The sequence below is a fragment of the Mycolicibacterium chubuense genome (assembly GCF_001044255.1).
Classification (GTDB): Bacteria; Actinomycetota; Actinomycetes; order Mycobacteriales; family Mycobacteriaceae; genus Mycobacterium; species Mycobacterium chubuense.
This window is the reverse complement of sequence record NZ_JYNX01000034.1, coordinates 100,500-121,779: the sequence shown is the minus strand read 5'-3', so window position 1 is coordinate 121,779 and position 21,280 is coordinate 100,500. Positions and strand designations below refer to the sequence as shown.

Sequence of the window (21,280 nt, the reverse complement as noted above, 5' to 3'; positions counted from 1 at the left end):
TTCGTAGCCTCGATGCCATGGGGGCTTGGAAAAAGGCGACAGTCGAGCCGCCGATGCGCGGTGTGGTCGGCCGGTCCGCGAGTTCGTCGCTTTTCGACCTGCAGCGCTGGGCACCCAGTAGCGACACCGCGCGGTTCGTCGAGCACTTCTGGTCGGTCACGTGGGACCTGCGCGGCCGGTCGCCGGTCGAGAACACGGTGATCACGTTTCCTTCGCTGCATCTGACGCACGAATGGGGTTCCGACGGCGTGCGACACGGGTTTTCGCTACCGGCCACGCTGGTGCACGGCGTCGTGGCGCACGTGTTCCGAACCACCCTCAGCCAGCGGGGTGCCGTCGTCGGTGCGCGGTTCCGGCCCGGTGGATTCACCGCGAGGTTCGGCGGGGACGCCTCGGCGATGACGGGCCGGATCCGGGCCGTCGACGACGATCTGTTCGGCGGCCCTGTCCAGATCGCTGATGACGTGAACGATGCTGCGGGACAATGGGATCGGCTCATCGGTGCGGCGCCTGAGCCGGACGCGACCTACCGGGCGGTGACCGGCCTGGTCGACCGGATGCGCGACGACACCGGCATCCATCGGGTTGAGCAGGTGATGGCGCTGTCGCCGTGGAGCGCGCGCACGACGCAGCGTGTGTTCCGGCGCTACGTCGGGGTGCCGGCCAAGTGGGTGCTGTGCCGCTACCGGCTGCAGAACGCCGCGCTGGAGATCGAGAGCGGCACCGACGTCGATTTCGCGGACCTGGCGGTCCGGCTGGGGTGGTACGACCAGGCTCACTTCATCAACGACTTCCGCGCGATGCTGGGGTGCACGCCGGGGGAGTACGCCGTCGCGCACACTCGCCTCACGCCGTGATCGCGCGCCACGCGGCGAGTTTCGTCTCGACGGTCCAGGTGTGGGCCGGGCTGGTCGATGGCAGCCGCGTGTACTGCCGCGGCCCCGTCACCTCCACCAGCCGACGGTAGTTGCGTTCGGCCGCCGCTCCGTTGAAGTAGACGTGGCTGATTCCCGGGTGCGCGGCGTAGAAGGCCGCGAAGTCGTTGGCCACCATGCTGTCCGGTTCGACGGCGGCGTCGAGGCTGCCGATGCGGCGGCACGACTGCAGGACGTCCCAGACGGCGACCCCGGCCCCGGTGAGCCGGCGGACGCGGTCGTCGTACGGTGCCTCGGCGTCGAACCCGAAAAGCTGTGCGGTGATCCGCCAGAACGCGTTGCGCGGATGCGCGTAGTACTGGTCGGCCTGCAGCGACACGACTCCGGGCATGTTGCCCAGGATCAGGATCCGGGCGTCGGCCGTCGCGAGCGGCGGAAAGCTGCGCACCGTCGGTGAGGTCATGACTCCTGTGTAGCGCACGGTAGGTTGAGCCGGTGACCGACGACGTCGATCTCGAGGCGACCGGGCTGCTCGACGGGCTCGAGGGGAGCGCGCGCGCCGAGCGTGCCGAGCTGATCCCCTGGCTGCTCGAACGGGGGGTGACGATCGAGCAGATCAAGGCGAGCACTTCGCCGATGCTGCTGGCGTCGCGCCGTGTCATCGGCGACGACGGCGTGTACGTGTCGGCGCGGGAGGCGGCCGAGAAGCACGGCGTCGAGTTGGAGCTCTTCGAGCGGATCCAGCGGGCGATGGGGCTGCCGCGGATCGAGGATCCCGACGCGGCCGTGTTGTTGCGTGCCGATGCCGAGGCGGCCAAGTTCACCCGCGACTTCTTGGCGGCCGGTATCGATCCCGACGAGCTGGTGCAGATCACCCGGCTGCTCGGCGATGGTCTCTCGCGCGCCGCGGAGGCGATGCGCTATGCGGCTCTGGCGGCCGTGCTGCACCCGGCGGCAACGGAATTGGAGATCGCGAAGGCGTCGGAGTCGCTCGTCTCTGGGCTGGCGCCTCTGCTCGGGCCGCTGATCCAGGACGTTCTGCTGTTGCAGCTTCGGCATGCGATCGAGACCGAGGCCGTCAACGCCACCGAACGCGCCGAGGGGCAGCACCTGCCGGGCGCACGGCTGGTGACCATCGCATTCGCCGACCTCGTCGGGTTCACCCGGCTCGGGGAGGCGTTGCCGCCTGAGGATCTCGAGCGGCTCGCGCAGCGGCTGGCGGACATGACGCGCGAGGTCGCCGTCGCGCCGGTGCGCTTCATCAAGACCATCGGCGACGAGGTGATGCTGGTTAGTCCGGAGCCGGCGCCGCTGCTGGAGGCGGTGCTGCGCCTGGTCGACGCGACCGACGACGACGGTGATTTCCCGCGGCTGCGGGTGGGCGTGGCGACCGGAATGGCGGTGAGCCGGGAGGGGGACTGGTTCGGCAGCCCGGTGAACCTCGCCGCCCGCGTGACCGGGGCTGCACGCCCCGGATCGGTTCTGGTGTCCGAGTCCGCGCGCGAGGCGATCGGCGACGACGAGCGGTTCACGTGGTCGTTCGCCGGCGCCCGACACCTGAAGGGCTTCAAGTCCGACATCAAGCTGTTCCGGGCCCGGCACGCGGGAGCGGACGGAGAGTAGGCGCCGGGCTGTATTGGCGCCGCCAACCTCTCGAAAATCTTTGGCCACTTGCGTTTCAGCTGTCACAATCGGTGACTGATCTGTCGGTGGTTCGAACTAGTGTTCGATGTATGGGTGAAGTCGCGAGCGCGGTGGAGGCGATCCGGTCGCAGATCGCGATGCTGCACGAGGTCTGCGANGGTTCGAACTAGTGTTCGATGTATGGGTGAAGTCGCGAGCGCGGTGGAGGCGATCCGGTCGCAGATCGCGATGCTGCACGAGGTCTGCGACACCCTGTCCCACCGCGAGCTGGTGGAGCTTTTGGCCGAGGTGACGACGGTGCTCAGGACCGTGCCGGCGTTGGAGCATCGGGTGTTGGCCCGGCTGACCGCCGAGACCGAACCGCGCCGGTTGGGTGAGTCGTCGTGGAAGACGGTGCTCACCACCGCGCTACGGGTGTCGGATCGCGAGGCCAAACGACGGCTGGCCCACGCGGCCTCGTTGGGACCGCGNGTTGGGTGAGTCGTCGTGGAAGACGGTGCTCACCACCGCGCTACGGGTGTCGGATCGCGAGGCCAAACGACGGCTGGCCCACGCGGCCTCGTTGGGACCGCGACAAGCGTTGACCGGGGAGCCGATGGCGCCGGTATGGGAGGCGACCGCCGCCGCGCAGTCTCAGGGTCTGCTCGACGCGGAACACGTGGCCGTCATCGCGACATTTCACGACAACCTGCCGTCGNATGGGAGGCGACCGCCGCCGCGCAGTCTCAGGGTCTGCTCGACGCGGAACACGTGGCCGTCATCGCGACATTTCACGACAACCTGCCGTCGTGGGTGGATGGGGACACCCGCGCCTCGGCCGACCGCCAACTCGCCGGACTCGGCGCCGGGTTGTGCCCGGAGGAGTTGAAGGCGGCCGCGAAGCGGCTGGCCACCATGATCGATCAGGACGGCCCCGAACCCACCGACGCCGAACGCGCCCGTCGCCGCGGCGTCACCCTGGGNGTTGAAGGCGGCCGCGAAGCGGCTGGCCACCATGATCGATCAGGACGGCCCCGAACCCACCGACGCCGAACGCGCCCGTCGCCGCGGCGTCACCCTGGGTGACCAGCAGGCCGACGGCATGAGCCGGCTCTCAGGCTGGGTCACCCCGGAATGGCGGGCGGTCTACGAAGCGGTCGAGGCCAAACTCGCCGCCCCCGGTGTGTGCAACCCCGACGACGAGCAGCCGTGCATCGAAGGCGAACCCGACGAGCAGCAGCGCCGCGCTGACACCCGCAGCCCAGCCCAGCGCCGCCACGACGCCTGGCTGGCCGTGGGCCGCATGGCGCTGTGCTCCGGGGAACTGGGCCAGCACAACGGGTTACCGGTCACCGTGATCGTGTCGACNCGACGCCTGGCTGGCCGTGGGCCGCATGGCGCTGTGCTCCGGGGAACTGGGCCAGCACAACGGGTTACCGGTCACCGTGATCGTGTCGACAACGCTGCAGGAGGTGGAGAAGGGGGCGGGGGTGGCGGTCACCGGCGGCGGCTCCCTGCTGCCGATGGGTGATCTGATCCGCATGGCGTCGCATGCGTTCCACTATCTGGCGGTGTTCGATCAGCACACCAGCCAAGCCCTGTATCTGGGCCGCACCAAACGGATCGCGAGCCCGGCGCAGAGGATCGTGCTGCACGCCCGCGACCGCGGCTGCACCCGCCCCGGCTGCACGGTGCCGGGCTACTGGTGCCAGGTGCATCACGTCACGGACTGGAAGAACGGCGGGCGCACCGACGTCGACACCCTGACCCTGGCCTGCGGCCCGGAAAACCGGATGATCGAGACCACCGACTGGACCACCCAACGAAACACCAAAGGCCAGACCGAATGGGTGCCCCCACCCGACCTCGACACCGGCCAGCACCGCGTCAACGGCTACCACCACCCCGAACGTCACCTTCTGCCCGAAGACGACCAAGGACCGTGAGGTGCGTTCCCCGACAATCTTTTCCGTGGGCTCGAGCGATGCGCAACTCGCACGCGCCACGCTGCGGTCCGGTCAGCGCGCCGGCGTGAAACCGCGGAGCCGTAGGCTGTTGCTCACCACGAAGACCGAACTGAACGCCATCGCGGCACCGGCGATCATCGGATTGAGCAGGCCTGCGGCCGCCAGCGGCAGCGCGGCGACGTTGTAGGCGAACGCCCAGAACAGGTTTCCCTTGATCGTCGCCAATGTCCTGCGCGACAGCCGGATCGCGTCCGGCACGGCGCGCAGGTCGTCGCGCACCAGCGTCAGGTCGCTCGCCTCGATCGCGACGTCGGTGCCGCTGCCCATCGCCAGACCGAGGTCGGCCTGCGCCAGCGCGGCCGCGTCGTTGACACCGTCGCCCACCATCGCGACGACCTTGCCCTCGCCCTGCAGGCGCACCACGGTGTCTACCTTCTCCTGCGGAAGCACTCCCGCAATGACCCGGTTGATCCCGACCTGCGCGGCCACCGCGCGGGCGACCGCCTCGTTGTCGCCGGTCACCATGATCGGCTCGAGGCCTAGCCTCTTCAGCAGTGAAACCGCTTCCGCTGACGTGGCTTTGACAGCGTCGGCCACTGTCAGCACACCACGTGCCCTACCGTCCCAGCCCACCACCACTGCGGTGCGGCCGTCCGACTCGGCCATGTGCGCGGCGGCCGTCAGCTCCGCCGGGACCTCGAACCCGCGCTCGTCGAGCAACCTGATCCGGCCCAGCACCACGGCCCCCCCGTCGACGGTGCCCTGCACGCCGAGGCCGCGCAGGTTCTCGAACGCCGTCACCGCCGGCAGTTCCCCGAGCTTGTCCCGCGCTCCGGCGGTGATCGCCCGCGCGATCGGATGCTCGGACGCACTCTCCACGGCGCCGGCGATGCGCAGCACCTCGTCGGGCTGCTCGCCGTCAGCGGCGACGACATCGTCCAGCGTCATCGTGCCGGTGGTCACCGTCCCCGTCTTGTCGACGATGACGGTGTCCACCCGCCGGGTCGACTCCAGCACTTCCGGGCCTTTGATCAGGATCCCCAGCTGCGCACCGCGGCCGGTGCCGACCATCAGCGCCGTCGGCGTCGCCAGTCCCAGCGCGCACGGGCACGCGATGATCAGCACCGCGACCGCCGCGGTGAACGCGGCCGCCACCGGCGCGCCGGTGCCGAGCCAAAACCCGAGTGTCGCAACGGACAACGCGATCACGATCGGGACGAACACGCCGGAGATCCGATCGGCGAGGCGCTGCGCGTGGGCCTTGCCGTTCTGCGCGTCCTCGACCATCCGTGCCATCTGCGCCAGCTGGGAGTCGGCACCGACCCGACGCGCCCGCACGACGAGGAGCCCGTCGACGTTCACGGTCGCACCGACCACCTCGTCACCGGGCGCCACTTCGGCGGGCACCGACTCCCCGGTCAGCATCGAGGCGTCCACGGCCGAGCACCCTTCGACCACCACGCCGTCGGCGGCGATCTTCTCGCCGGGCCGCACCACGAACTCGTCGCCGGAGTTCAGCTGATCGATCGGAATACGTTGTTCGGCGCCGTTTTTGCGGACCGACACCTCCTTGGCACCCATGTCGAGCAGCGCCCGCAGAGCCGCGCCCGACTGTCGCTTGGCCCGTGCCTCGAAGTAGCGGCCCGCCAGGAGGAACGTCGTGACCCCGGCCGCGGCCTCCAGGTAGATGTTGCCGCTGCCGTCGGTGCGGGCGATCGTCAGCTCGAAAGGGTGCGTCATCCCCGGCATGCCCGCGCTGCCCCAGAACAGCGCATAGATCGACCAGCCGAAGGCGGCGAGCGTGCCCACCGAGATCAGCGTGTCCATCGTCGCAGCGCCGTGCCTCAGGTTCGTCCATGCGGCCGCGTGGAACGGGAAGGCCCCCCAGACCACGACCGGCGCCGCGAGCGTCAGCGACAGCCACTGCCAGTACGTGAACTGCAGCGCCGGCACCATCGCCATCGCGACCACCGGAATCGTCAACGCCAGGCAGATCAGCAGTCGGCGTCGCAGCGCCGCGGCGGGGTCGTCGACGGCCGCCTCAGCCGCGGGAGCCTGCTGCGGCAGCTCGGCGTGATACCCGGCCGCCTCCACCGCGGCGACGAGGTCGTCGGGCGTCACGGCTCCGCCGTACTCGACGCGCGCCTTCTCGGTCGCGAAGTTGACCGTCGCTGTGACGCCGTCGAGTTTGTTGAGTTTCTTTTCGACCCGGGCCGCGCACGACGCGCACGTCATCCCGTCGATCGACAGCTCGACCGAGGTCATGGCCGGCCTCCCTCGTGCTGGTGGGTCACCTCGGCCGGGGCGGCCGGCTCGGGGCCGAGGGTGCGCCCGATCCACAGCGATACGGCGAACACCGCCCCGAGCAGGGCGGTGAAGGCGCCGATCCTCGTCGCGGCCGACACCGCGATCAGCTCGCCAGCTGGTAGCCGGCCTCTTCGACCGCGGCACGGATGTCGGCGGCGTCGATGGGGGCGTCGCTGGCGATCGTGACCGTACCGTGGGAGAGGTCGATGCCGACGTCGTGGACGCCGGGGATGTGGCTCAGTTCGGCTCGCACCGAGTTGGCGCACCCCCCGCAGGTCATACCCTCGACGCTGATGGTCGTGGTGCTCATGGGAGTCCTTTCCTCAGGCGGTGTGAAGCGCCCGCTCAGACATGTGTACCATACCCCCCTAGGGTATTCAATGAGGTTCGAAGGGAGCGCGACAATGAAGTCCACACGCAGACTGCAGGCCGTAGCGGCAGCCGGGGGAGCTGCCCTGGTTCTCTCACTGTCGGGGTGTACCGACAGCTCCAGCAGCACCGAGGATGCCGGTGCGTCGCCCACGCACGATCACGGGTCGATGTCGCAGACTGCCGATCCGGCAGCGGCGCACAACGATGCCGACGTCTCCTTCGCCTCCGGCATGGTTCCCCACCATGAGCAGGCGATCGTGATGAGCGACATCATCCTCGCCAAGCAGGGCATCGATCCCCGCGTGGTCGAGCTCGCCAACCAGATCAAAGCCGCCCAGGGCCCGGAGATCGCGACGATGCAGAACTGGCTCACCGAGTGGGGCGCCCCGGCGATGAACCACGAGGGCCACGACATGAGCGACATGGGCATGGGGATGATGAGCGACCAGCAGCTCGAGCAGCTCCGCCAGGCCCAGGGTGTCGACGCCACGCGACAGTTCCTCACCGGCATGATCGCCCATCACGAGGGCGCGGTGCGCATGGCGCAGACCGAGCTCGACACGGGCAAGGCTGAGGACGCCAAGAAGCTGGCCCGCGACATCATCGACGCCCAGCAGCGCGAGATCGCCACGATGAAGCAGATTCTCGGATCGCTCTAGATGCGGGTGCTCGTGCAGCGGGTGACGTCCGCGCGCGTGACGGTGGCCGGCGAGGTGGTCGGCGAGATCACCCCGGCCACCCAGGGGCTGCTCGCGCTGGTCGGCGTCACCCATGACGACGACCCGGCCAAGGCGCAGCGTCTGGCCGAAAAGCTCTGGCAGTTGCGGATTCTCGACGGCGAGAAGTCGGCCAGCGACATCGGTGCGCCGATCCTGGTCGTCAGCCAGTTCACCCTCTACGGCAACACCACCAAGGGTCGGCGGCCGACGTGGAACGCCGCCGCGCCCGGGGCCGTCGCCGAGCCGCTGGTCGACGCGTTCGCCGACGCGCTGCGCGCGCTGGGGGCGCACGTGCAGACCGGCGCGTTCGGCGCCGACATGGCCGTCGCACTCGTCAACGACGGTCCGGTGACCGTGCAGCTGGAGCTGTGAGCTACTGCGTCGTGGTGATCTGCACGCCTTCGGAAGGCTGGACGATCACGAATCCGTTGCCGTGGAAAGACACTTGGACCGCCTCGCCCGATCCGCGGCCGATCAGCGCTCCGGCCTTGAAGCTCGTCTTCAGCTGCGTCTGCAGGTTGGCCGACCACGCCACGACCGCATTGGTGTCGGCGAAGGTGGGGGCCTCGGCGGCGTTGAGCACCACGGGCGGCCCGTCAGTGGTGAGCGCCACCCAGCCGGTCCCGCGCAGCGTGGTGTTGAACAGTCCGCCGGTGGCGATGCTGCCGCCCTTCACCCGTTCGATGTTCCAGTCCAGGCTCGACGAGAACGCCAGCACGTTCTTGCCGCTGATCGACAGGCCGGAGTTGGTCAGGTTGAGCAGGTGGACGTCGTAGGCGCGCTCGGCCAGGAAGACGTCGCCCTGCCCGGCGCACCGCATCAGCGGCAGTCCCTCGCCGGTCAGCGCCTTCTTGATGAACTTCGAGGCCCCACCGCCCTCGAACGCGAACTCGACATTGCCCTGGTAGGCGACCATCGAGCCCTGCCGGGCCATGAACGGTTCGCCCAGTCGGACGCGGAGCAGCTTGGCGTTCTGGTTCGCGATCGCCTTGGCTTCCTTCTCACTGAACCGGCCGTCGACGAGATCGCCGGTGATTCCGGCGAACCCGTCACCGCCGCCAGGGCCCTGCTGGACCTGTGCCTGGACCTGCGCCTGCGCCTGGCCGGGCGCGGGACCGGCCTGCGGGCCCGGTGCCTGGCCCAGCGGAGCCTGCATCACCTGTCCGCCCTTGGACACCTGATCCGTCCACCGCTGCCCGTCGAACCAGCGGTAGTCGTAGCGCCCCTCAGGGTCGGGCTGCCAACTGCCTTGTCCGGGTGCTGTCACCGTCGCCACCTCCCGTGTTCTGGTGTCCTCACCCTATGCCGACACGCGCTGGCATCCTGGGGTGATGACAAAGGAAATCGACCGCCACAGGGTGCAGAGCGCCCTTGCGGTCATCAGAGCGCACCCCGGCATGGTGCTGTTCGCGCTCTCACCCGCTGTCGTCGCGGTGGCGGCGGTGTGGTGGCTGGTCGGCGCGGGCTGGGCCGCACTGCTGCTGATCGCGATGGCCGTCGGGGGTGGCGCCGCCGTGGTGATCAAACGCGGCTGACGCACCTCAGCGATCGAGGGTGGAGTCCGGGGTGGTGCCGTAGGTGCGGGCGTAGAGAGCCCTGAAGCGGCCGACATGCCAGAACCCCCAACGGTGAGCGATATCGTCCACCGAGCCCGTCGCCGGATCTGTGCGGACGAGCTCGTGATGGGCGTTGTGCAGCCGCATCTGCCGGAGATACTGCATGGGCGTGACCTCCCGGTGCCGGCGGAACAACTCACCCAGTGCGCCGGGCGACACACGTGCCGCGCCGGCGATTCCGGCGAGCGAAATGTCCTCGCTGACGTGGTCTTCGATGAACGCGGTGGCGCGCCGAAGCGCATCGTGGTTGTCGTCGTCGCGGGCCGTCCTCGGCGCACCGCTGAGGGTATTGGGGAAGGTCGCAAGCACGCTGGCGGCCACATAACGCGTCACGGCGCCCGCGACCAGGGGTTCGCGCGCCGCGCGGGGATTGCCCAGGACGCTGTGACGGATATGGTCGATCACGTCGACGAGATGATCATTGGCAGCCGGACTCAACGGCCGCGAACCGGTGAGCGCCGCGGCCGGCGACGTCGACGCGTCGACGTCGCCGGCGGCCTCGGCGAGACAGCGGCGAGGCAGCGTCAGCACGTGATAGCGCGGCTGTTCGGTCCCGCCGGCCAACGGGCGCCCTTCGACGGCGCCGAAGGCGACGACTGTTCCCGTTCCGTACCGGTGACTGTCCTTCCGGCAGGACTTCTCTTCGAGCACCCCGGACCGCACCCGACACAGCAGCACGCTTTCAGGTGGCTCCATCTCGAAGTCCATGCCGAAAGCGAACTCCGCATCGTCGATCGCCAGGGGGCCGACGTAGCTGCGCCACATCCGGCTGCGGGCATTGTCATGCGGCTGGGATGTGCTGAGACGAATGTTCCCGAACAGGGCGCTCAGCGAGTTCTCGACCTCCTGGAGATCCGTCGTGTTGATGACGAAGTCGCCGGCGGTGGCGTCGGTGTGAGGTTGCTCGTGCATGTCGGCCCCGTGCCCCGTTGTCACTGCAGACGCCGGCAATCAGACCGCCGCGGGCTCTGTCTGGTTGCTGGCTCGGAGCCGACTCTACACTTCTGCTGTGCCTTGATGTCTCATCTGGCGCGAGAAACCTTAGCTGAAGCGCCGCGCAGCCCGTCGGGAGGCCGACGCCGCGGGCTCGGCGAGGTGCCCCCGTTTCGCCGTCGGTGAACGACCACAATCCGTGGTTGTAACGGTGTAAGCATGTAATCATGAGACACCAACCCCACAGCCGTAGGTCGGGCCGCTCCGGCGGCTGGCAGCAAGCCGACCAACCCGATGCCCGCGACGCCGCCGAGTGGTTCGCCGGCCGCCTGCCCACCGAATGGTTCGCCGGTGACCCCGAGGTCATCGTCGACCGCGAGGAGATCACCGTCGTGGGCCACCTCCCCGAACCCGACGGCGAGCCCGACAGCGAGGCGCGCGCGTCCGGTCGCGCCGCACGATTCCGCGAACAGACCCGCGGCGAACGCATGCGCATCGCCGACGAGGCCGAGGCGCGCTACGGCCGCAAGGTGGCCTGGGGCGTGACGGTCGGCGACGAGCGAATCCTGTTCACCCACATCGCGGTACCGGTGATGACCCGGCTCCGTCAGCCCGAACGCCAGGTGCTCGACACCCTCGTCGACGCCGGTGTGGCCCGGTCACGCTCGGATGCGCTGGCGTGGTCGGTGCGCCTGGTCGGCGAACACGCCGACGAGTGGCTCGGCAAGCTGCGTGACGCGATGCGTGAGGTGGACGACCTGCGCTCGTCGGGTCCTCAGGTCTGATCCACCTTCTCGACGGCCACGAACGTCGAGTTCAGCGCCGGGGTCTGCGACAGCGGATCCACCGGCTCGGCGTCGACCAGCAGATTGCGGTTGACGCCGAAGGACTCGGCGGGGGTGCCGCCGCGCGGATCGTGAACCCTCGACCCCCAGCCGTGGTCGATGATCACCACGCCGGGCCGCGGCTCGTCGTCGACGGACGCGATGAGCTCGATCCGGCCGACGCGCGACGTGACGCGGACCCGGTCGCCGTCGGTGATGCCGAGGCGGCGCGCGTCCTCGGGGTGGATCACCACGTCGGTGCCCTTGCCCGAGGGATGCAGGCCTGGCAGCTCGTTGAGCCAGGAGTTCATCGAGTGCCTGCGGCGTCGGTTGGCCAGCAAGAACGGAAACTCCGGCGGGGGATCGGCCGGCGGTCGGGCGAGGAGGTCGCGGGCACGGGCCACGAACTCGGCAGGCGCGAGGCGAACCTTGTGGTCCGGGGTGCGCAACGCGCCGCGGAAGTGCCCGAACTCACGCGGGCCGAGTACCCAACCGTGCGGGTGGGCGCGCACGTCGCGCCATCGGAGCCTGCGGCCGTTGACCTTTCGGCTCGTCGCCAGCACCAGCCGGTCGATCCACTGCGGACCGAACTCCAGCCCGCCGACGCCCGTGATGTGTGCGGCGCGGCGGGTGGCGCGGATGACCGTGTTGAGACCCGGCACGCGAAACAGCGGACGGCGCATGGCGATCGCGAGGTCGGCGAAGATGCGCCACTCCTGACGCGCACCCGGCGGCGCCTCGACGGCCTTCGCGCCGTACTGGATATAGGGCTCGTCGTGCATGTTGCTCGTGAACGCCAGCAGGTCATCACGTTCCAGCCAGTGCACCGCCGGCAGCAGCCAGTGCGCATGCCGGTGGCTCTCCCGCTGCACGAAATCGATCGCCACCAGCAGATCCAGGTCGGCCAGCGCCCTGTCGAGCGCAGCCCCGTCCGGGCCCGACACCACCGGGTTGCCGCAGTTGATCACCAGCGCCCGGATCCGACCCCGCCCCGGCGTGGTGATCTCGGCCGGGAGTTCCGACAGCGCGTGCCCGCCGGCCACCATCGGCCGCCCCGACAGCCGGTTGCGGTGCCGGCTGGCGTCTATCCTGCTCGACATCCGGATCGTGTCGACGTAGCCGGGTTCGTAGCGCCGGCCGCCGGGGCGGTCCATGCGTCCGGTGATGACGTTGAGCGCATGGCCAAGCCACTCCCCGACAGTACCGGTCAGGTGCATCGACACGCCGGTGCGGGTCACCGCCATCGCCGCCCGCGCCGTGGCGAAATCGCGTGCCACCCTCTCGATCTGAGCCCGCGGCAGTCCGCACCGCAGCGCCAGGTCGTCGAGGTCCGCCTCGGCGGCCAGCGCGCGCAACTCCTCGACACCGGTGGCCAGGTCGGCGCAGTCCTGCCGATGCTCGAGACCTTCGTCGAAGATGACCTTGACCATCCCCAGCAGCAGCGCCCAGTCCTGCGCCGGCCGGACCGGGAGATGGAGATCGGCCTTGGCGGCCGATTCGGTGCGCAGCGGATCGACCACGACGATCGTGGCGCCGTGGGCCTGCCGGTCCAGCGCCCGTCGCCAGCCGCCGGGCACCGTCTCGAGCCAATTCCAGGCGCTCACCGCGGGATTGGTGCCGACCAGCAGGAAGTAGTCGCAGTTGTCGATGTCGGAGACCGGGGCCATCAGCATGGAGCCGTACATGGCCTCGGCGACCACGTGCATCGCGTTCTGGTCGATCGAGCCGACGAAGTACCGGCTCTGGGTGCCGATCGCGTCGAGCCAGCCGTTCATGAAGATGATGTTCGACGACGAGAAGCCGGCCGGGTTGCCGTAGTAGACACCGACGGCGTCGGGGCAGTCCGCGTCGATCGCCGCGGTCATCCGGGCTGCGATGTCGGCGATGGCCTCCTCCCAGGTCGCCTCGACATAGCCGTCGCCGACCCGCCGCATCGGAGCGACGATGCGGCGCGGATGCTCGACCAGCGCGGCGGCGGTACGGCCCTTCGCGCAGAAGTCACGCCAGGTGTGCGGGTTCTGCTTGTCGGGCGAGATCTTCAGCACGCGGTTGCCGTCGACGGTGACGGCCACCCCGCAAGATGCCAGGCAGTACCGACAGAACGTGTGGACGGTCCGGGTCATGGCGTCATGGTGCCCGAGCAGCCGTCGGACGTCAGGTGAATACGAATGAGCAGAGTGCTTGACGTCGGGGCGCAGCGGGCGTCAGTCGGCGTCCGGCGGCCAGAGCACACCGACAGTGGTGTCGGGCTCGCCGGCGGCGACGGCGAACAACTCCAGTGCCGTTGCGACCATCTGGCGCTCGCCGGCCTTCATGCTGCGCAAGACGCGTTCGATGGCCGCTCGCCGGTGTTCGGTCACCTTCTCGACCAGGCGTCGCCCCGCAGGTCTGATCGTCAACGTGACGTGACGACGATCGACCGCGGACTCACGGCGGTCCAGCAACTGCGCCTTGATCAGTCGGTCACAGGTCCGGCTGGCATTCGACGGGTTGACTCCCAGTTCGGCTGCCACCGACGTCAGGTTCAAAGGGCCGCGGGTGTGCAGCAACACGAGGACCCTGAACTGGGGCACGGTCACCACGTCGCCCACTTCTCCCAGGGATTCAGCGGCGACGCCGACCAGGGCGCGCGACGCGCGCACGACGGCATCCACTTGTCTCGACAACGAAGTCCGGCGAGGAGTGAAGGGGCCCGGCGGGGTCGTCATGGCATGAATTGTGGGGGAACGCACGCGGTGAGTCACCGCTTTCGGCCGGTGTATCGCCAATGCAGGTGCGCCAGTACGCAATTCTTGCGCAGCGCACGTATCGCCGAGGTCATGTCACGTCGCGCCCTCCCGCGGGCCGCCGGTGAGCGGCCAGAGGGCCACAACGGGCAGTTCGGCGGCCAGTCGCCGGCGGGCGGCATCGCTGCCGTCGTAGCGCCAGCCCAGTAGCCGGCTCAGCACCCGGCGAATGACGGGCGTGATCGCGCGATGGGCGCGTTCGTAGGCGGCGACCGCGGACTCCGCCTCGGGTTCGGTCAACACCCGGTGTCGGGCCGCGAAGTGGTGACGGCCGACGGTCACGTCGGCTTCCGGGTTGGCCTCGATGTTGCGGTACCAGTCCGCCGAGCGGCCGAATCCGGCGATCACCAGGTACTCAGCGGCTGCGGGTTCGGTGCCGATGACCTCGAGCACGGTGCGGTAGCGACGTCCCGAGGTGCGGCCACGATGGGTCAGGCACAGGAAGCGCTGCCCGAACGCCCAGCCGAAACCCTTGTCGTACAACCACGTCGGCGCACGAAACGCCGCCCGCATGACCCGTGCGCCCGCCCGGGTGCCGGCCACCGGATTCCGCCTGGAGTCCGCGGCGGTCAGCGCGTCGATCACGCTGCTGCGCCTGCCGACCATCGCCCTCGCCACCACCGCGTCGACGAGCGGGAACCGGGTGGCCCGCAGCATCGCGCGACGGAGCCGCAGCTGCCGTACCGAGGAAGGCAGCACCCACCGCGCCGCCGAGCGGCCGGCCTCTTGTCTACCCTCGGCCACGGGTCGCCACAGGGTCTCGTAGCGCGCGAACGCCTGCTCGATCGACGTCGCCTGCGCGAGCTGGGCCGCCAGGACGTAGGCGCCGGCCACTGCCAACGACGCGCCCTGACCGGCGAGCAGAGACACCGCGCAGCACGCATCACCGAGAAGCGCCACGCGACCAACACTCCAGCGGGGCATCACGATCTGGGCGACCTGGTCGTAGTACGGGTCCGGTGGGCAGCGGTCGAGCGCGGCCGGCACCAGCCATTCCAGTCCGTCGTACGCGCGCCGGAGCGCAGCGCGCGGATCGTCGGGGAGCTCCTCGTCCGCGCTGCGGTGCACAGCGAAAGCGGCGACTCCGTCACCGCGCAGCGGGTAGAGCCCCACCTGCCTGTCGATGGTGTCGGTGAGGCAGAAGCGCCCCGCGACCGCGGCGTGGATCGCGGCGTCGGAGAACGTCCACGCTGCGGTGTGAAAGCCGAGGTGACGAAGGAAGTCCGACTCCGGTCCGAAGACCAGCCGGCGGACCGTCGAGTGCAAGCCGTCGGCGCCGACCAGCAGATCGGCGTCGAGGTGCGAACCGTCGCCAAGGGTGACCCGCACGGCCGTTCCGAGGTCGGTCACCGCGGTGAGTGAGCTGCCGAAACGCAGGTCCACCGCGCTCGGGAGCGACTCACGGAGCACGCGTTCGAGATCGGGCCGCATGACGTCGAGTAGTGGGCCGCTGGTGAATTGTTTGGCGCGCGCCTGGGCGCGCACCTGGCCGCGCTCGTCCACCAGGTCGGCGTGACCGATGTCGTAGGCGATCCTCGAGAGGCCCGCGATCAGCCCCATGGCTTCCGCCGCGTCGTAGCCGAGCCCGAAGAAGTCGATCATGTACCCCTGGGATCGCGGCCCGGCGCAGCGCTCCAGGAGCACCACGTGGGCGCCGGAGTTCGCCAGCCGGTTGGCCAGAGTCAGCCCGGCGATTCCTGCCCCGCAGATCACCACTTGCACCGCGTGTCTCACCGCCTCTGCTCGACGACGTCGCCGAACCACCGCAGACAAAAACATGCTAAGCGCAATTGTTGCACAAAGCAATGATTGAGAAGGTGGTCGGCTCTCAGGCCTGGATCATCGTCCAGTACTCGCCGCGGCGGGCCACCAGTTCGCTGTGCGTGCCGCGCTCGACGATCCGGCCGGCCTCCATCACGAGGATCATGTCGGCGTCGCGGATCGTCGAAAGGCGGTGCGCGATGACGAAACTGGTGCGATCACGGCGCAGCGACGCCATCGCGTGCTGGATCAGCACCTCGGTGCGGGTGTCCACCGAGCTGGTGGCCTCGTCGAGAATCAGCAGCTCCGGCCGGGCCAGCACGGCGCGCGCGATGGTGATGAGCTGACGCTCGCCCGCGCTGATGTTCGTGCCGCCGTCGGCGATGCGGGTGTCGTAACCGTCGGGCAGGGTGTGGACGAAGCGGTCGACGTACGCCGCGGTGGCCGCCTCGATGACCTCGTCGCGGTCGGCCTCAGGACGCCCGTAGGCGATGTTGTCGTAGACCGTGCCGGCGAACAGCCAGGTGTCCTGCAACACCATGCCGATGCGGGACCGCAGCGAGGCGCGGCTGACAGAGGTGATGTCGACACCGTCGAGCAGGATCGCGCCGGCGTCGACGTCGTAGAACCGCATCAGCAGGTTCACCAGCGTGGTCTTGCCCGCGCCGGTCGGCCCGACGATGGCGACCGTGGTGCCGGGCTCGGCGATCAGCGAGAGATCCTCGATCACCGGCGCACCCGGGCGGTACGCGAACGACACCTCGCGGAACTCGACGCGGCCGCCGGCCGGCCCGCCGGCGGGAAGCTCGAGCAGCGACGCCGGCGGTTCCTCCTCGGCGTCGAGCAGATCGAAAACCCGCTCGGCGCTGGCGATCCCGGACTGCAGCGTGTTGTACATCCCGGCGATCTGGGTGAGCGGCTGGTTGAACTGGCGGACGTACTGGATGAACGCCTGGATCCCGCCGAGGGTGATCTGCCCGGTGGCCACCTGCAGGCCGCCGACCACCGCCACCGCCACGTAGCTCAGGTTGCCGACGAAGATGGTCGCGGGGGAGACCAGGCCCGACAGGAATTGCGCGCCGAAGCTCGCGTGGTACACGTCGTCGTTGAGTTTGCGGAACTGTTCCTCGGCCAGCGCGCGGTGACCGTAGGTGGTGACGACGGTGAAGCCGCTGTAGGTCTCCTCGATGTGCGCGTTGAGCTTTCCGGTGTTGGTCCACTGCGCCACGAACAACCGGCGCGACCGCCGCGCGATCGACCGCGTGATCCACAGCGACAACGGAACCGTCACCACGGTGAGCAAGGTCAGCAGCGGGGAGATCGTCAGCATCATCACCAGTACGGCGACCACGGTCAGCACCGAGGTCAGCAGCTGGGTGATGGACATCGACAACGATTGCTGCAGGTTGTCGACATCGTTGGTGACCCGGCTGAGCACCTCGCCGCGTTGCCGTGAGTCGAAGTAGCGCAACGGCAACCGGTGCACCTTGTCCTCGACGTCGGAGCGCAGCGCCACCATCGTCTTCTGCACCACGACGTTGAGCAGCCGTGCCTGGAGCCAGACCATCAGCGCGGCAACGAGATACAGCCCCAGGGCCAGGGCGAGCGTGCGGGCCACCGCGCCGAAGTCGACGCCCTGTCCCGGCACCACGTTCATGCCCGACAGCAGGTCGGCGAACGTGGTGTCGCCACGTGCCCTGGCCGCCTCGACGGCCTGCTCCTTGGTCAGTCCCGCGGGCAGCTGCCGGCCGATGACCCCGTTGAACAGCAGGTCGGTGGCGTGCCCGAGGATCCGCGGACCGATGACACCGATCGCGATGCCGCCGATTCCCAGGAGCATCACCGTCATCGCCAGTCCGCGGTGCGGCGTCAGCCGCCTCAGCAGCCGCAGCGCCGAGGCCGTGAAATCGCGTGAGCGGGCCTGTGGGGGCTCGGCCATCCGCATGGAACGGGCCAGCGGTCCGCTCATGCCGTCCCCACCGACTGGGAGTCGGCGAACTGCCGGTACTCCTCGCAGGAACCGATCAACTCGTCGTGGGTGCCGGCGCCGACCACCCGCCCGTCGTCGACGACGACGATGTGATCGGCCTCGGCGACCGTCGAGATGCGTTGCGCCACCATGATCACCGTCGCTCCCGCGGACACCTCCCGCAGGCGGGACCGGACCGTCCGGTCGGTGTGCACGTCCAGCGCGGAGAACGCGTCGTCGAACAGATAGAGGCTGGGTCTGCGGATCACCGCCCGCGCGATCGCCAGGCGCTGCCGCTGCCCGCCGGAGAAGTTCATGCCGCCCTGCGCGACGGGTTGGTCGAGACCGTCGGGATGGGCGGCCACGAAGTCGTCGGCCGCGGCCACCCGCAACGCCGCCCACATCTCGGCGTCCGTCGCATCGGACTTCCCGAAGCGCAGATTGTCGGCGATCGTGCCGGAGAAGAGGTAGCCGCGCTGGGGGACCAGACCGATCGCCGCCCAGAGTGTCTCGATGTCCAGGTCGCGCACGTCGATCCCGTCGACGCGCACCGCGCCGTCGGTGACGTCGTAGAGCCGGCAGATCAGCGACACCACCGTCGACTTCCCCGATCCCGTCGACCCGACGATGGCGGTGGTCCTGCCCGGGCGGGCGATCAGCGAAACATCCTGCAGCACGGGCCGATCGGCGCCGGCATAGCTGAACGTCGCGTTGTCGAACCGCACCTCGCCGGTGATCGTCTCCGGTGTCAGCGCGGCGGCCGGAGTGGTGATCGCCGACCGGGTGGACAGCACCTCGGTGATGCGTTCGGCGCACACGGAGGCCCGCGGGATGATCACCAGGATGAACGTCGCCATCAGGACCGAGAAGAGGATCTGCATGAAGTAGGACAGGAACGCGATCAGCGAGCCGACCTGCATCTGGCCGGCGTCTATGCGCAGGCCGCCGAACCAGATCAGCGCGACACTGGAGACGTTGATCACCAGCGTCGTCACCGGCAGCATCAACGCCTGCCACCGCCCGGCCTCGATCGCGGCGTCGGCCAGCGCATGGTTGGCCTCGGCGAAACGGTTGCGCTCGTAGCCTTCCCGCGCGAATGCGCGCACCACCCGCAATCCGGTGAGCTGTTCGCGCATCACCCGGTTGATGCCGTCGATCAGCCGCTGCAGCCGACGGAAGATCGGCAGGAGGTGCGAGACGATCCAGTAGTTGGCCAGCGCCAGCACCGGGACGCTGACGAGCAGCAGCCACGACAGCCCCGCGTCCTGGTGCACCGCCATCGCGATGCCGCCCACACACATGATCGGGGCCGTGATCAGCATGGTGGCGGTCAGCTGCACCAGCAGCTGGATCTGCTGCACGTCGTTGGTGGTGCGGGTGAGCAGCGACGGCGCGCCGAAGCGCGCGGTCTCCTCGGCCGAGAAGCCGGTGACGTGGTGGAAGATCAGCGACCGCAGGTCGCGTCCGACGCCCATGCTGGCCCGCGAGCCGAAGTAGACCGCCCCCACCGCGCACACCACCTGCAGCGCGGACACCCCGAGCATCACCGCGCCGAGTTCGACGATCCGGCGCAGGTCGCCCTGGGCGACACCGTCGTCGATGATCGCGGCGTTGACGGTGGGCAGATACAGCGTGGCCAGCGTGCTGATCACCTGCAGTGCCGCCACGATCGCCAGCAGCGGGCGGTACGGACGGGTATGCCGTCGGAGCAGGCCGAAGAGCATCCCGCTACTGTCGCATACCCGCCGACGCCGGTGCCCGTCCGGCGGGCGCACCTGAGAATCGGCTGAACTTGCAGGTCAATCGGCCTGTCGGTGGTTGACCGCGGAGCCTGCCGCTACAGTGCATGGCGTGACCGGAAGCCAGCGTGGACACCGACGGCCGATGAGGGCCGTCGTTGCTGCCGCGGCCATGATCCCCGTGCTCGCGGCGTGCTCGAACGATCAGCCGTCGTCGCCGACCGTTCCGTCGACCGACGCGCCGCCGCAGGCGGCCAAGCACGGACCGTTCTTCCCGCAGTGCGCCGGCATCAGCGACGAGGAGATCGCCAAGCAGACCCAGGTGCAGGGACTGACCAACACGGCGCAGAACTCGGTGGGGTGCCAGTGGCTGGCCGGCGGCTCCATCCTCGGCCCGCACTTCTCGTTCACCTGGTTCCGCGGCAGCCCGATCGGCCGCGAACGCAAGACCGAGGAACTGTCGAGGACCAGCGTCGAGGACATCAACATCGAGGGCCACGACGGCTTCATCGCCTCCAACGACGATCCGACCCTCGGCACCAACCTCTGCGAGATCGGCATCGGTTTCGACGACGACTTCATCGAGTGGTCGATCAGCTACGCCCAGAAGCCGTTCCCGGATCCGTGCGACGTGGCCAAGGAACTCACCCGCCAATCGATTGTGAACTCGAAATGAGCATGCGCCGGGGAAAGGTCGCGGCGGTCGCCGCGCTGGCGGGCTTGGTCGTGCTGACCGGATGCACGCAGACCGTCGAGGGCACCGCCGCCAAGTCCGGTTCCGGGGATGTGCCCCGCAACAACGACTCGCAGCGCCAGTACCCGAACCTGCTCAAGGAGTGCGAGGTCCTCACCGAGGACATCCTGGCCCAGACGGTCGGGGCGGATCCGCTCGACATCCAGAGCACGTTCGTCGGCGCGGTGTGCAGGTGGCAGGCCGCCAACCCGGCGGGTCTGGTCGACATCACCCGGTTCTGGTTCGAGCAGGGCGACATCGAGAACGAGCGCAAGACCGCCCAGCAGCTCAACTACCAGATCGAGAACCGGTCGATCGCGGGCATCCAGTCGTTCGTGATGCGGCCCAACGACCCCAACGGCGCCTGCGGCGTGGCCAGTGACGCCGCCGGAGTGGTGGGCTGGTGGGTCAACCCGCAGGCACCCGGCATCGACGCCTGCGGCATGGCGATCAAGCTGATGGAGCTCACGCTCGCCACCCGCGCCTAGCGCGGCACGTGGAAGTCGACGAGTTCGGCCCCGCCGAGCCCGAGCCGCCCCCATGGCGCGGCGGTGCGCAGCACCGCGATCGCCGACGTCGGGTACTTCGCCGAGATCTTCTCCGCGACAGCGCTGTTGCCACTGGTCTCGTCGGCCAGTCCGAGCGCCAGTGACGACATCACCGGCTCGTGTCCGATCACCAGCAGCGCGGCCACGCCGTCGTTGACCGCGTTGATCTCCTCGATGACGATGCCGGGCGTGGCCTCGTAGAGGCGTCCCGAGAACCGTGCGGGCGCGGCAATTCCGCTGCGCTCCAGGGTCTGCCGGGTCCGGGTGGCCGTCGAACACAACACCGCGTCGATCTCTCCGAGGCGTTCCCGGATCCAGTCGCCGGCCAGCTCGGCCTCCCGGACGCCGCGCCGCGCGAGGGGACGCTCGTGATCGCCCACCCCGTCGGGGTAGTCCGATTTGGCGTGGCGCAGCAGCACCAGGGTGCGTGTCGGATCGCTCATCGCAGATAACGGTAGTCCATCCGGTGCGCGTCCCGGGACTTGTCGGCGGCCCGCCCTAGACTTCC

The 21,280-nt window shown here is 69.3% G+C and carries 21 protein-coding genes and 4 pseudogenes; 13 read left to right on the top strand and 12 right to left on the bottom strand.

All coding sequences use genetic code 11. From position 1 onward, the window contains the following. Positions 1–17 precede the first annotated feature (17 nt). The gene (locus tag MCHUDSM44219_RS11470) at positions 18–857 is read left to right on the top strand and encodes a helix-turn-helix domain-containing protein (RefSeq protein WP_048418360.1); all 840 of its coding nucleotides are present in this window, start codon (positions 18–20) and stop codon (positions 855–857) included. On the opposite strand, the gene MCHUDSM44219_RS11465 is transcribed toward MCHUDSM44219_RS11470, so the two are convergent. Continuing rightward, positions 847–1,338 carry a DNA-deoxyinosine glycosylase gene (locus tag MCHUDSM44219_RS11465; protein WP_048418359.1) on the bottom strand — a complete coding sequence of 164 codons (492 nt, stop codon included), beginning with the start codon at positions 1,336–1,338 and terminating at the stop codon, positions 847–849. The genes MCHUDSM44219_RS11470 and MCHUDSM44219_RS11465 overlap by 11 nt on opposite strands. 32 nt (positions 1,339–1,370) lie before the next feature. Between MCHUDSM44219_RS11465 and MCHUDSM44219_RS11460 the strand changes: the two genes are divergently transcribed. From MCHUDSM44219_RS11460 to MCHUDSM44219_RS30940, 6 genes and pseudogenes are all read left to right on the top strand, one after another. After that, positions 1,371–2,498 carry an adenylate/guanylate cyclase domain-containing protein gene (locus MCHUDSM44219_RS11460; RefSeq protein WP_048418358.1) on the top strand — a complete coding sequence of 376 codons (1,128 nt, stop codon included), beginning with the start codon at positions 1,371–1,373 and terminating at the stop codon, positions 2,496–2,498. A 201-nt stretch (positions 2,499–2,699) separates the two neighbouring features. Continuing rightward, positions 2,700–2,989, top strand: a pseudogene (locus MCHUDSM44219_RS29410) (DUF222 domain-containing protein); the annotation flags it as partial. Positions 2,990–3,114: 125 nt separating this feature from the next. Next, a pseudogene (locus MCHUDSM44219_RS31705) lies at positions 3,115–3,216 on the top strand (hypothetical protein); the annotation flags it as partial. Between the two features lie 53 nt (positions 3,217–3,269). Continuing rightward, a pseudogene (locus MCHUDSM44219_RS30950) lies at positions 3,270–3,481 on the top strand (DUF222 domain-containing protein); the annotation flags it as partial. A 1-nt stretch (position 3,482) separates the two neighbouring features. Further along, a pseudogene (locus tag MCHUDSM44219_RS30945) lies at positions 3,483–3,866 on the top strand (DUF222 domain-containing protein); the annotation flags it as partial. A gap of 1 nt (position 3,867) precedes the next feature. Then, a partial coding sequence (locus tag MCHUDSM44219_RS30940) for an HNH endonuclease signature motif containing protein (protein WP_236695430.1) occupies positions 3,868–4,444 on the top strand: 577 nt, incomplete at its 5' end. A 72-nt stretch (positions 4,445–4,516) separates the two neighbouring features. Here MCHUDSM44219_RS30940 and MCHUDSM44219_RS11440 read toward each other — a convergent pair. Genes MCHUDSM44219_RS11440 through MCHUDSM44219_RS11435 form a run of 3 tightly spaced genes read right to left on the bottom strand, consistent with a single transcriptional unit; the run spans position 4,517 to position 7,082 of the window. Beyond that, positions 4,517–6,730, bottom strand: a complete 2,214-nt coding sequence (locus tag MCHUDSM44219_RS11440) for a heavy metal translocating P-type ATPase (protein ID WP_048418355.1) — start codon at positions 6,728–6,730, stop codon at positions 4,517–4,519. Next, complete coding sequence (locus MCHUDSM44219_RS30285) at positions 6,727–6,870, bottom strand: hypothetical protein (RefSeq protein ID WP_165762009.1); 144 nt, start codon at positions 6,868–6,870, stop codon at positions 6,727–6,729. The genes MCHUDSM44219_RS11440 and MCHUDSM44219_RS30285 overlap by 4 nt, the downstream gene beginning before the upstream one ends. Positions 6,871–6,875: 5 nt before the next feature. After that, positions 6,876–7,082 carry a heavy-metal-associated domain-containing protein gene (locus MCHUDSM44219_RS11435; RefSeq protein ID WP_048418354.1) on the bottom strand — a complete coding sequence of 69 codons (207 nt, stop codon included), beginning with the start codon at positions 7,080–7,082 and terminating at the stop codon, positions 6,876–6,878. Positions 7,083–7,176: 94 nt separating this feature from the next. On the opposite strand from MCHUDSM44219_RS11435, the gene MCHUDSM44219_RS11430 reads away from it, so the two are divergent. Beyond that, entirely contained in the window at positions 7,177–7,803 is a 627-nt protein-coding gene (locus MCHUDSM44219_RS11430; RefSeq protein WP_048418353.1) for a DUF305 domain-containing protein, read from the top strand. Beyond that, positions 7,804–8,235 carry a D-aminoacyl-tRNA deacylase gene (gene dtd / locus MCHUDSM44219_RS11425; protein WP_048418352.1) on the top strand — a complete coding sequence of 144 codons (432 nt, stop codon included), beginning with the start codon at positions 7,804–7,806 and terminating at the stop codon, positions 8,233–8,235. Position 8,236: 1 nt separating this feature from the next. Here the strand turns inward: dtd and MCHUDSM44219_RS11420 are convergent, their stop codons facing one another. Next, a complete protein-coding gene (locus tag MCHUDSM44219_RS11420; protein WP_048418457.1) occupies positions 8,237–9,130 on the bottom strand; it encodes an AIM24 family protein in 894 nt (297 codons plus the stop codon). A 64-nt stretch (positions 9,131–9,194) separates the two neighbouring features. On the opposite strand from MCHUDSM44219_RS11420, the gene MCHUDSM44219_RS11415 reads away from it, so the two are divergent. Next, positions 9,195–9,398, top strand: coding sequence for a hypothetical protein (locus tag MCHUDSM44219_RS11415; RefSeq protein WP_048418351.1), 204 nt, complete (start codon positions 9,195–9,197; stop codon positions 9,396–9,398). Between the two features lie 6 nt (positions 9,399–9,404). Here MCHUDSM44219_RS11415 and MCHUDSM44219_RS11410 read toward each other — a convergent pair whose 3' ends face one another. After that, on the bottom strand, positions 9,405–10,244 hold the full coding sequence (locus MCHUDSM44219_RS11410) for a helix-turn-helix transcriptional regulator (RefSeq protein WP_236695429.1): 840 nt from the start codon (positions 10,242–10,244) through the stop codon (positions 9,405–9,407). Between the two features lie 395 nt (positions 10,245–10,639). Between MCHUDSM44219_RS11410 and MCHUDSM44219_RS11405 the strand changes: the two genes are divergently transcribed. Beyond that, entirely contained in the window at positions 10,640–11,197 is a 558-nt protein-coding gene (locus MCHUDSM44219_RS11405) for an ATP-binding transcription factor AbmR (protein WP_048418349.1), read from the top strand. Here MCHUDSM44219_RS11405 and MCHUDSM44219_RS11400 read toward each other — a convergent pair. From MCHUDSM44219_RS11400 to MCHUDSM44219_RS11380, 5 genes are all read right to left on the bottom strand, one after another. Then, positions 11,188–13,359: a molybdopterin-containing oxidoreductase family protein gene (locus tag MCHUDSM44219_RS11400; protein WP_048418348.1), complete on the bottom strand. Its 2,172-nt coding sequence runs from the start codon at positions 13,357–13,359 to the stop codon at positions 11,188–11,190. The two genes, MCHUDSM44219_RS11405 and MCHUDSM44219_RS11400, sit on opposite strands and share 10 nt — an antisense overlap. 81 nt (positions 13,360–13,440) lie before the next feature. Further along, entirely contained in the window at positions 13,441–13,944 is a 504-nt protein-coding gene (locus tag MCHUDSM44219_RS11395) for a MarR family winged helix-turn-helix transcriptional regulator (protein WP_048418347.1), read from the bottom strand. Positions 13,945–14,058: 114 nt separating this feature from the next. After that, a complete protein-coding gene (locus MCHUDSM44219_RS30460; RefSeq protein WP_157868760.1) occupies positions 14,059–15,756 on the bottom strand; it encodes a nitroreductase family deazaflavin-dependent oxidoreductase in 1,698 nt (565 codons plus the stop codon). Positions 15,757–15,850: 94 nt separating this feature from the next. After that, positions 15,851–17,752 (bottom strand): ABC transporter ATP-binding protein, encoded by a 1,902-nt coding sequence (locus MCHUDSM44219_RS11385; RefSeq protein ID WP_048418346.1) that lies wholly within the window; start codon positions 17,750–17,752, stop codon positions 15,851–15,853. Next, on the bottom strand, positions 17,749–19,476 hold the full coding sequence (locus tag MCHUDSM44219_RS11380; protein ID WP_048418345.1) for an ABC transporter ATP-binding protein: 1,728 nt from the start codon (positions 19,474–19,476) through the stop codon (positions 17,749–17,751). The genes MCHUDSM44219_RS11385 and MCHUDSM44219_RS11380 overlap by 4 nt, the downstream gene beginning before the upstream one ends. Positions 19,477–19,594: 118 nt before the next feature. Between MCHUDSM44219_RS11380 and MCHUDSM44219_RS11375 the strand changes: the two genes are divergently transcribed. Both MCHUDSM44219_RS11375 and MCHUDSM44219_RS11370 read left to right on the top strand, forming a co-directional pair. Next, the gene (locus MCHUDSM44219_RS11375) at positions 19,595–20,167 is read left to right on the top strand and encodes a DUF3558 domain-containing protein (RefSeq protein ID WP_048418344.1); all 573 of its coding nucleotides are present in this window, start codon (positions 19,595–19,597) and stop codon (positions 20,165–20,167) included. After that, a complete protein-coding gene (locus tag MCHUDSM44219_RS11370; RefSeq protein ID WP_048418343.1) occupies positions 20,164–20,712 on the top strand; it encodes a DUF3558 domain-containing protein in 549 nt (182 codons plus the stop codon). The genes MCHUDSM44219_RS11375 and MCHUDSM44219_RS11370 overlap by 4 nt, the downstream gene beginning before the upstream one ends. On the opposite strand, the gene MCHUDSM44219_RS11365 is transcribed toward MCHUDSM44219_RS11370, so the two are convergent. Beyond that, positions 20,709–21,215, bottom strand: coding sequence for a SixA phosphatase family protein (locus tag MCHUDSM44219_RS11365; protein WP_048418342.1), 507 nt, complete (start codon positions 21,213–21,215; stop codon positions 20,709–20,711). The two genes, MCHUDSM44219_RS11370 and MCHUDSM44219_RS11365, sit on opposite strands and share 4 nt — an antisense overlap. Positions 21,216–21,280 lie beyond the last annotated feature (65 nt).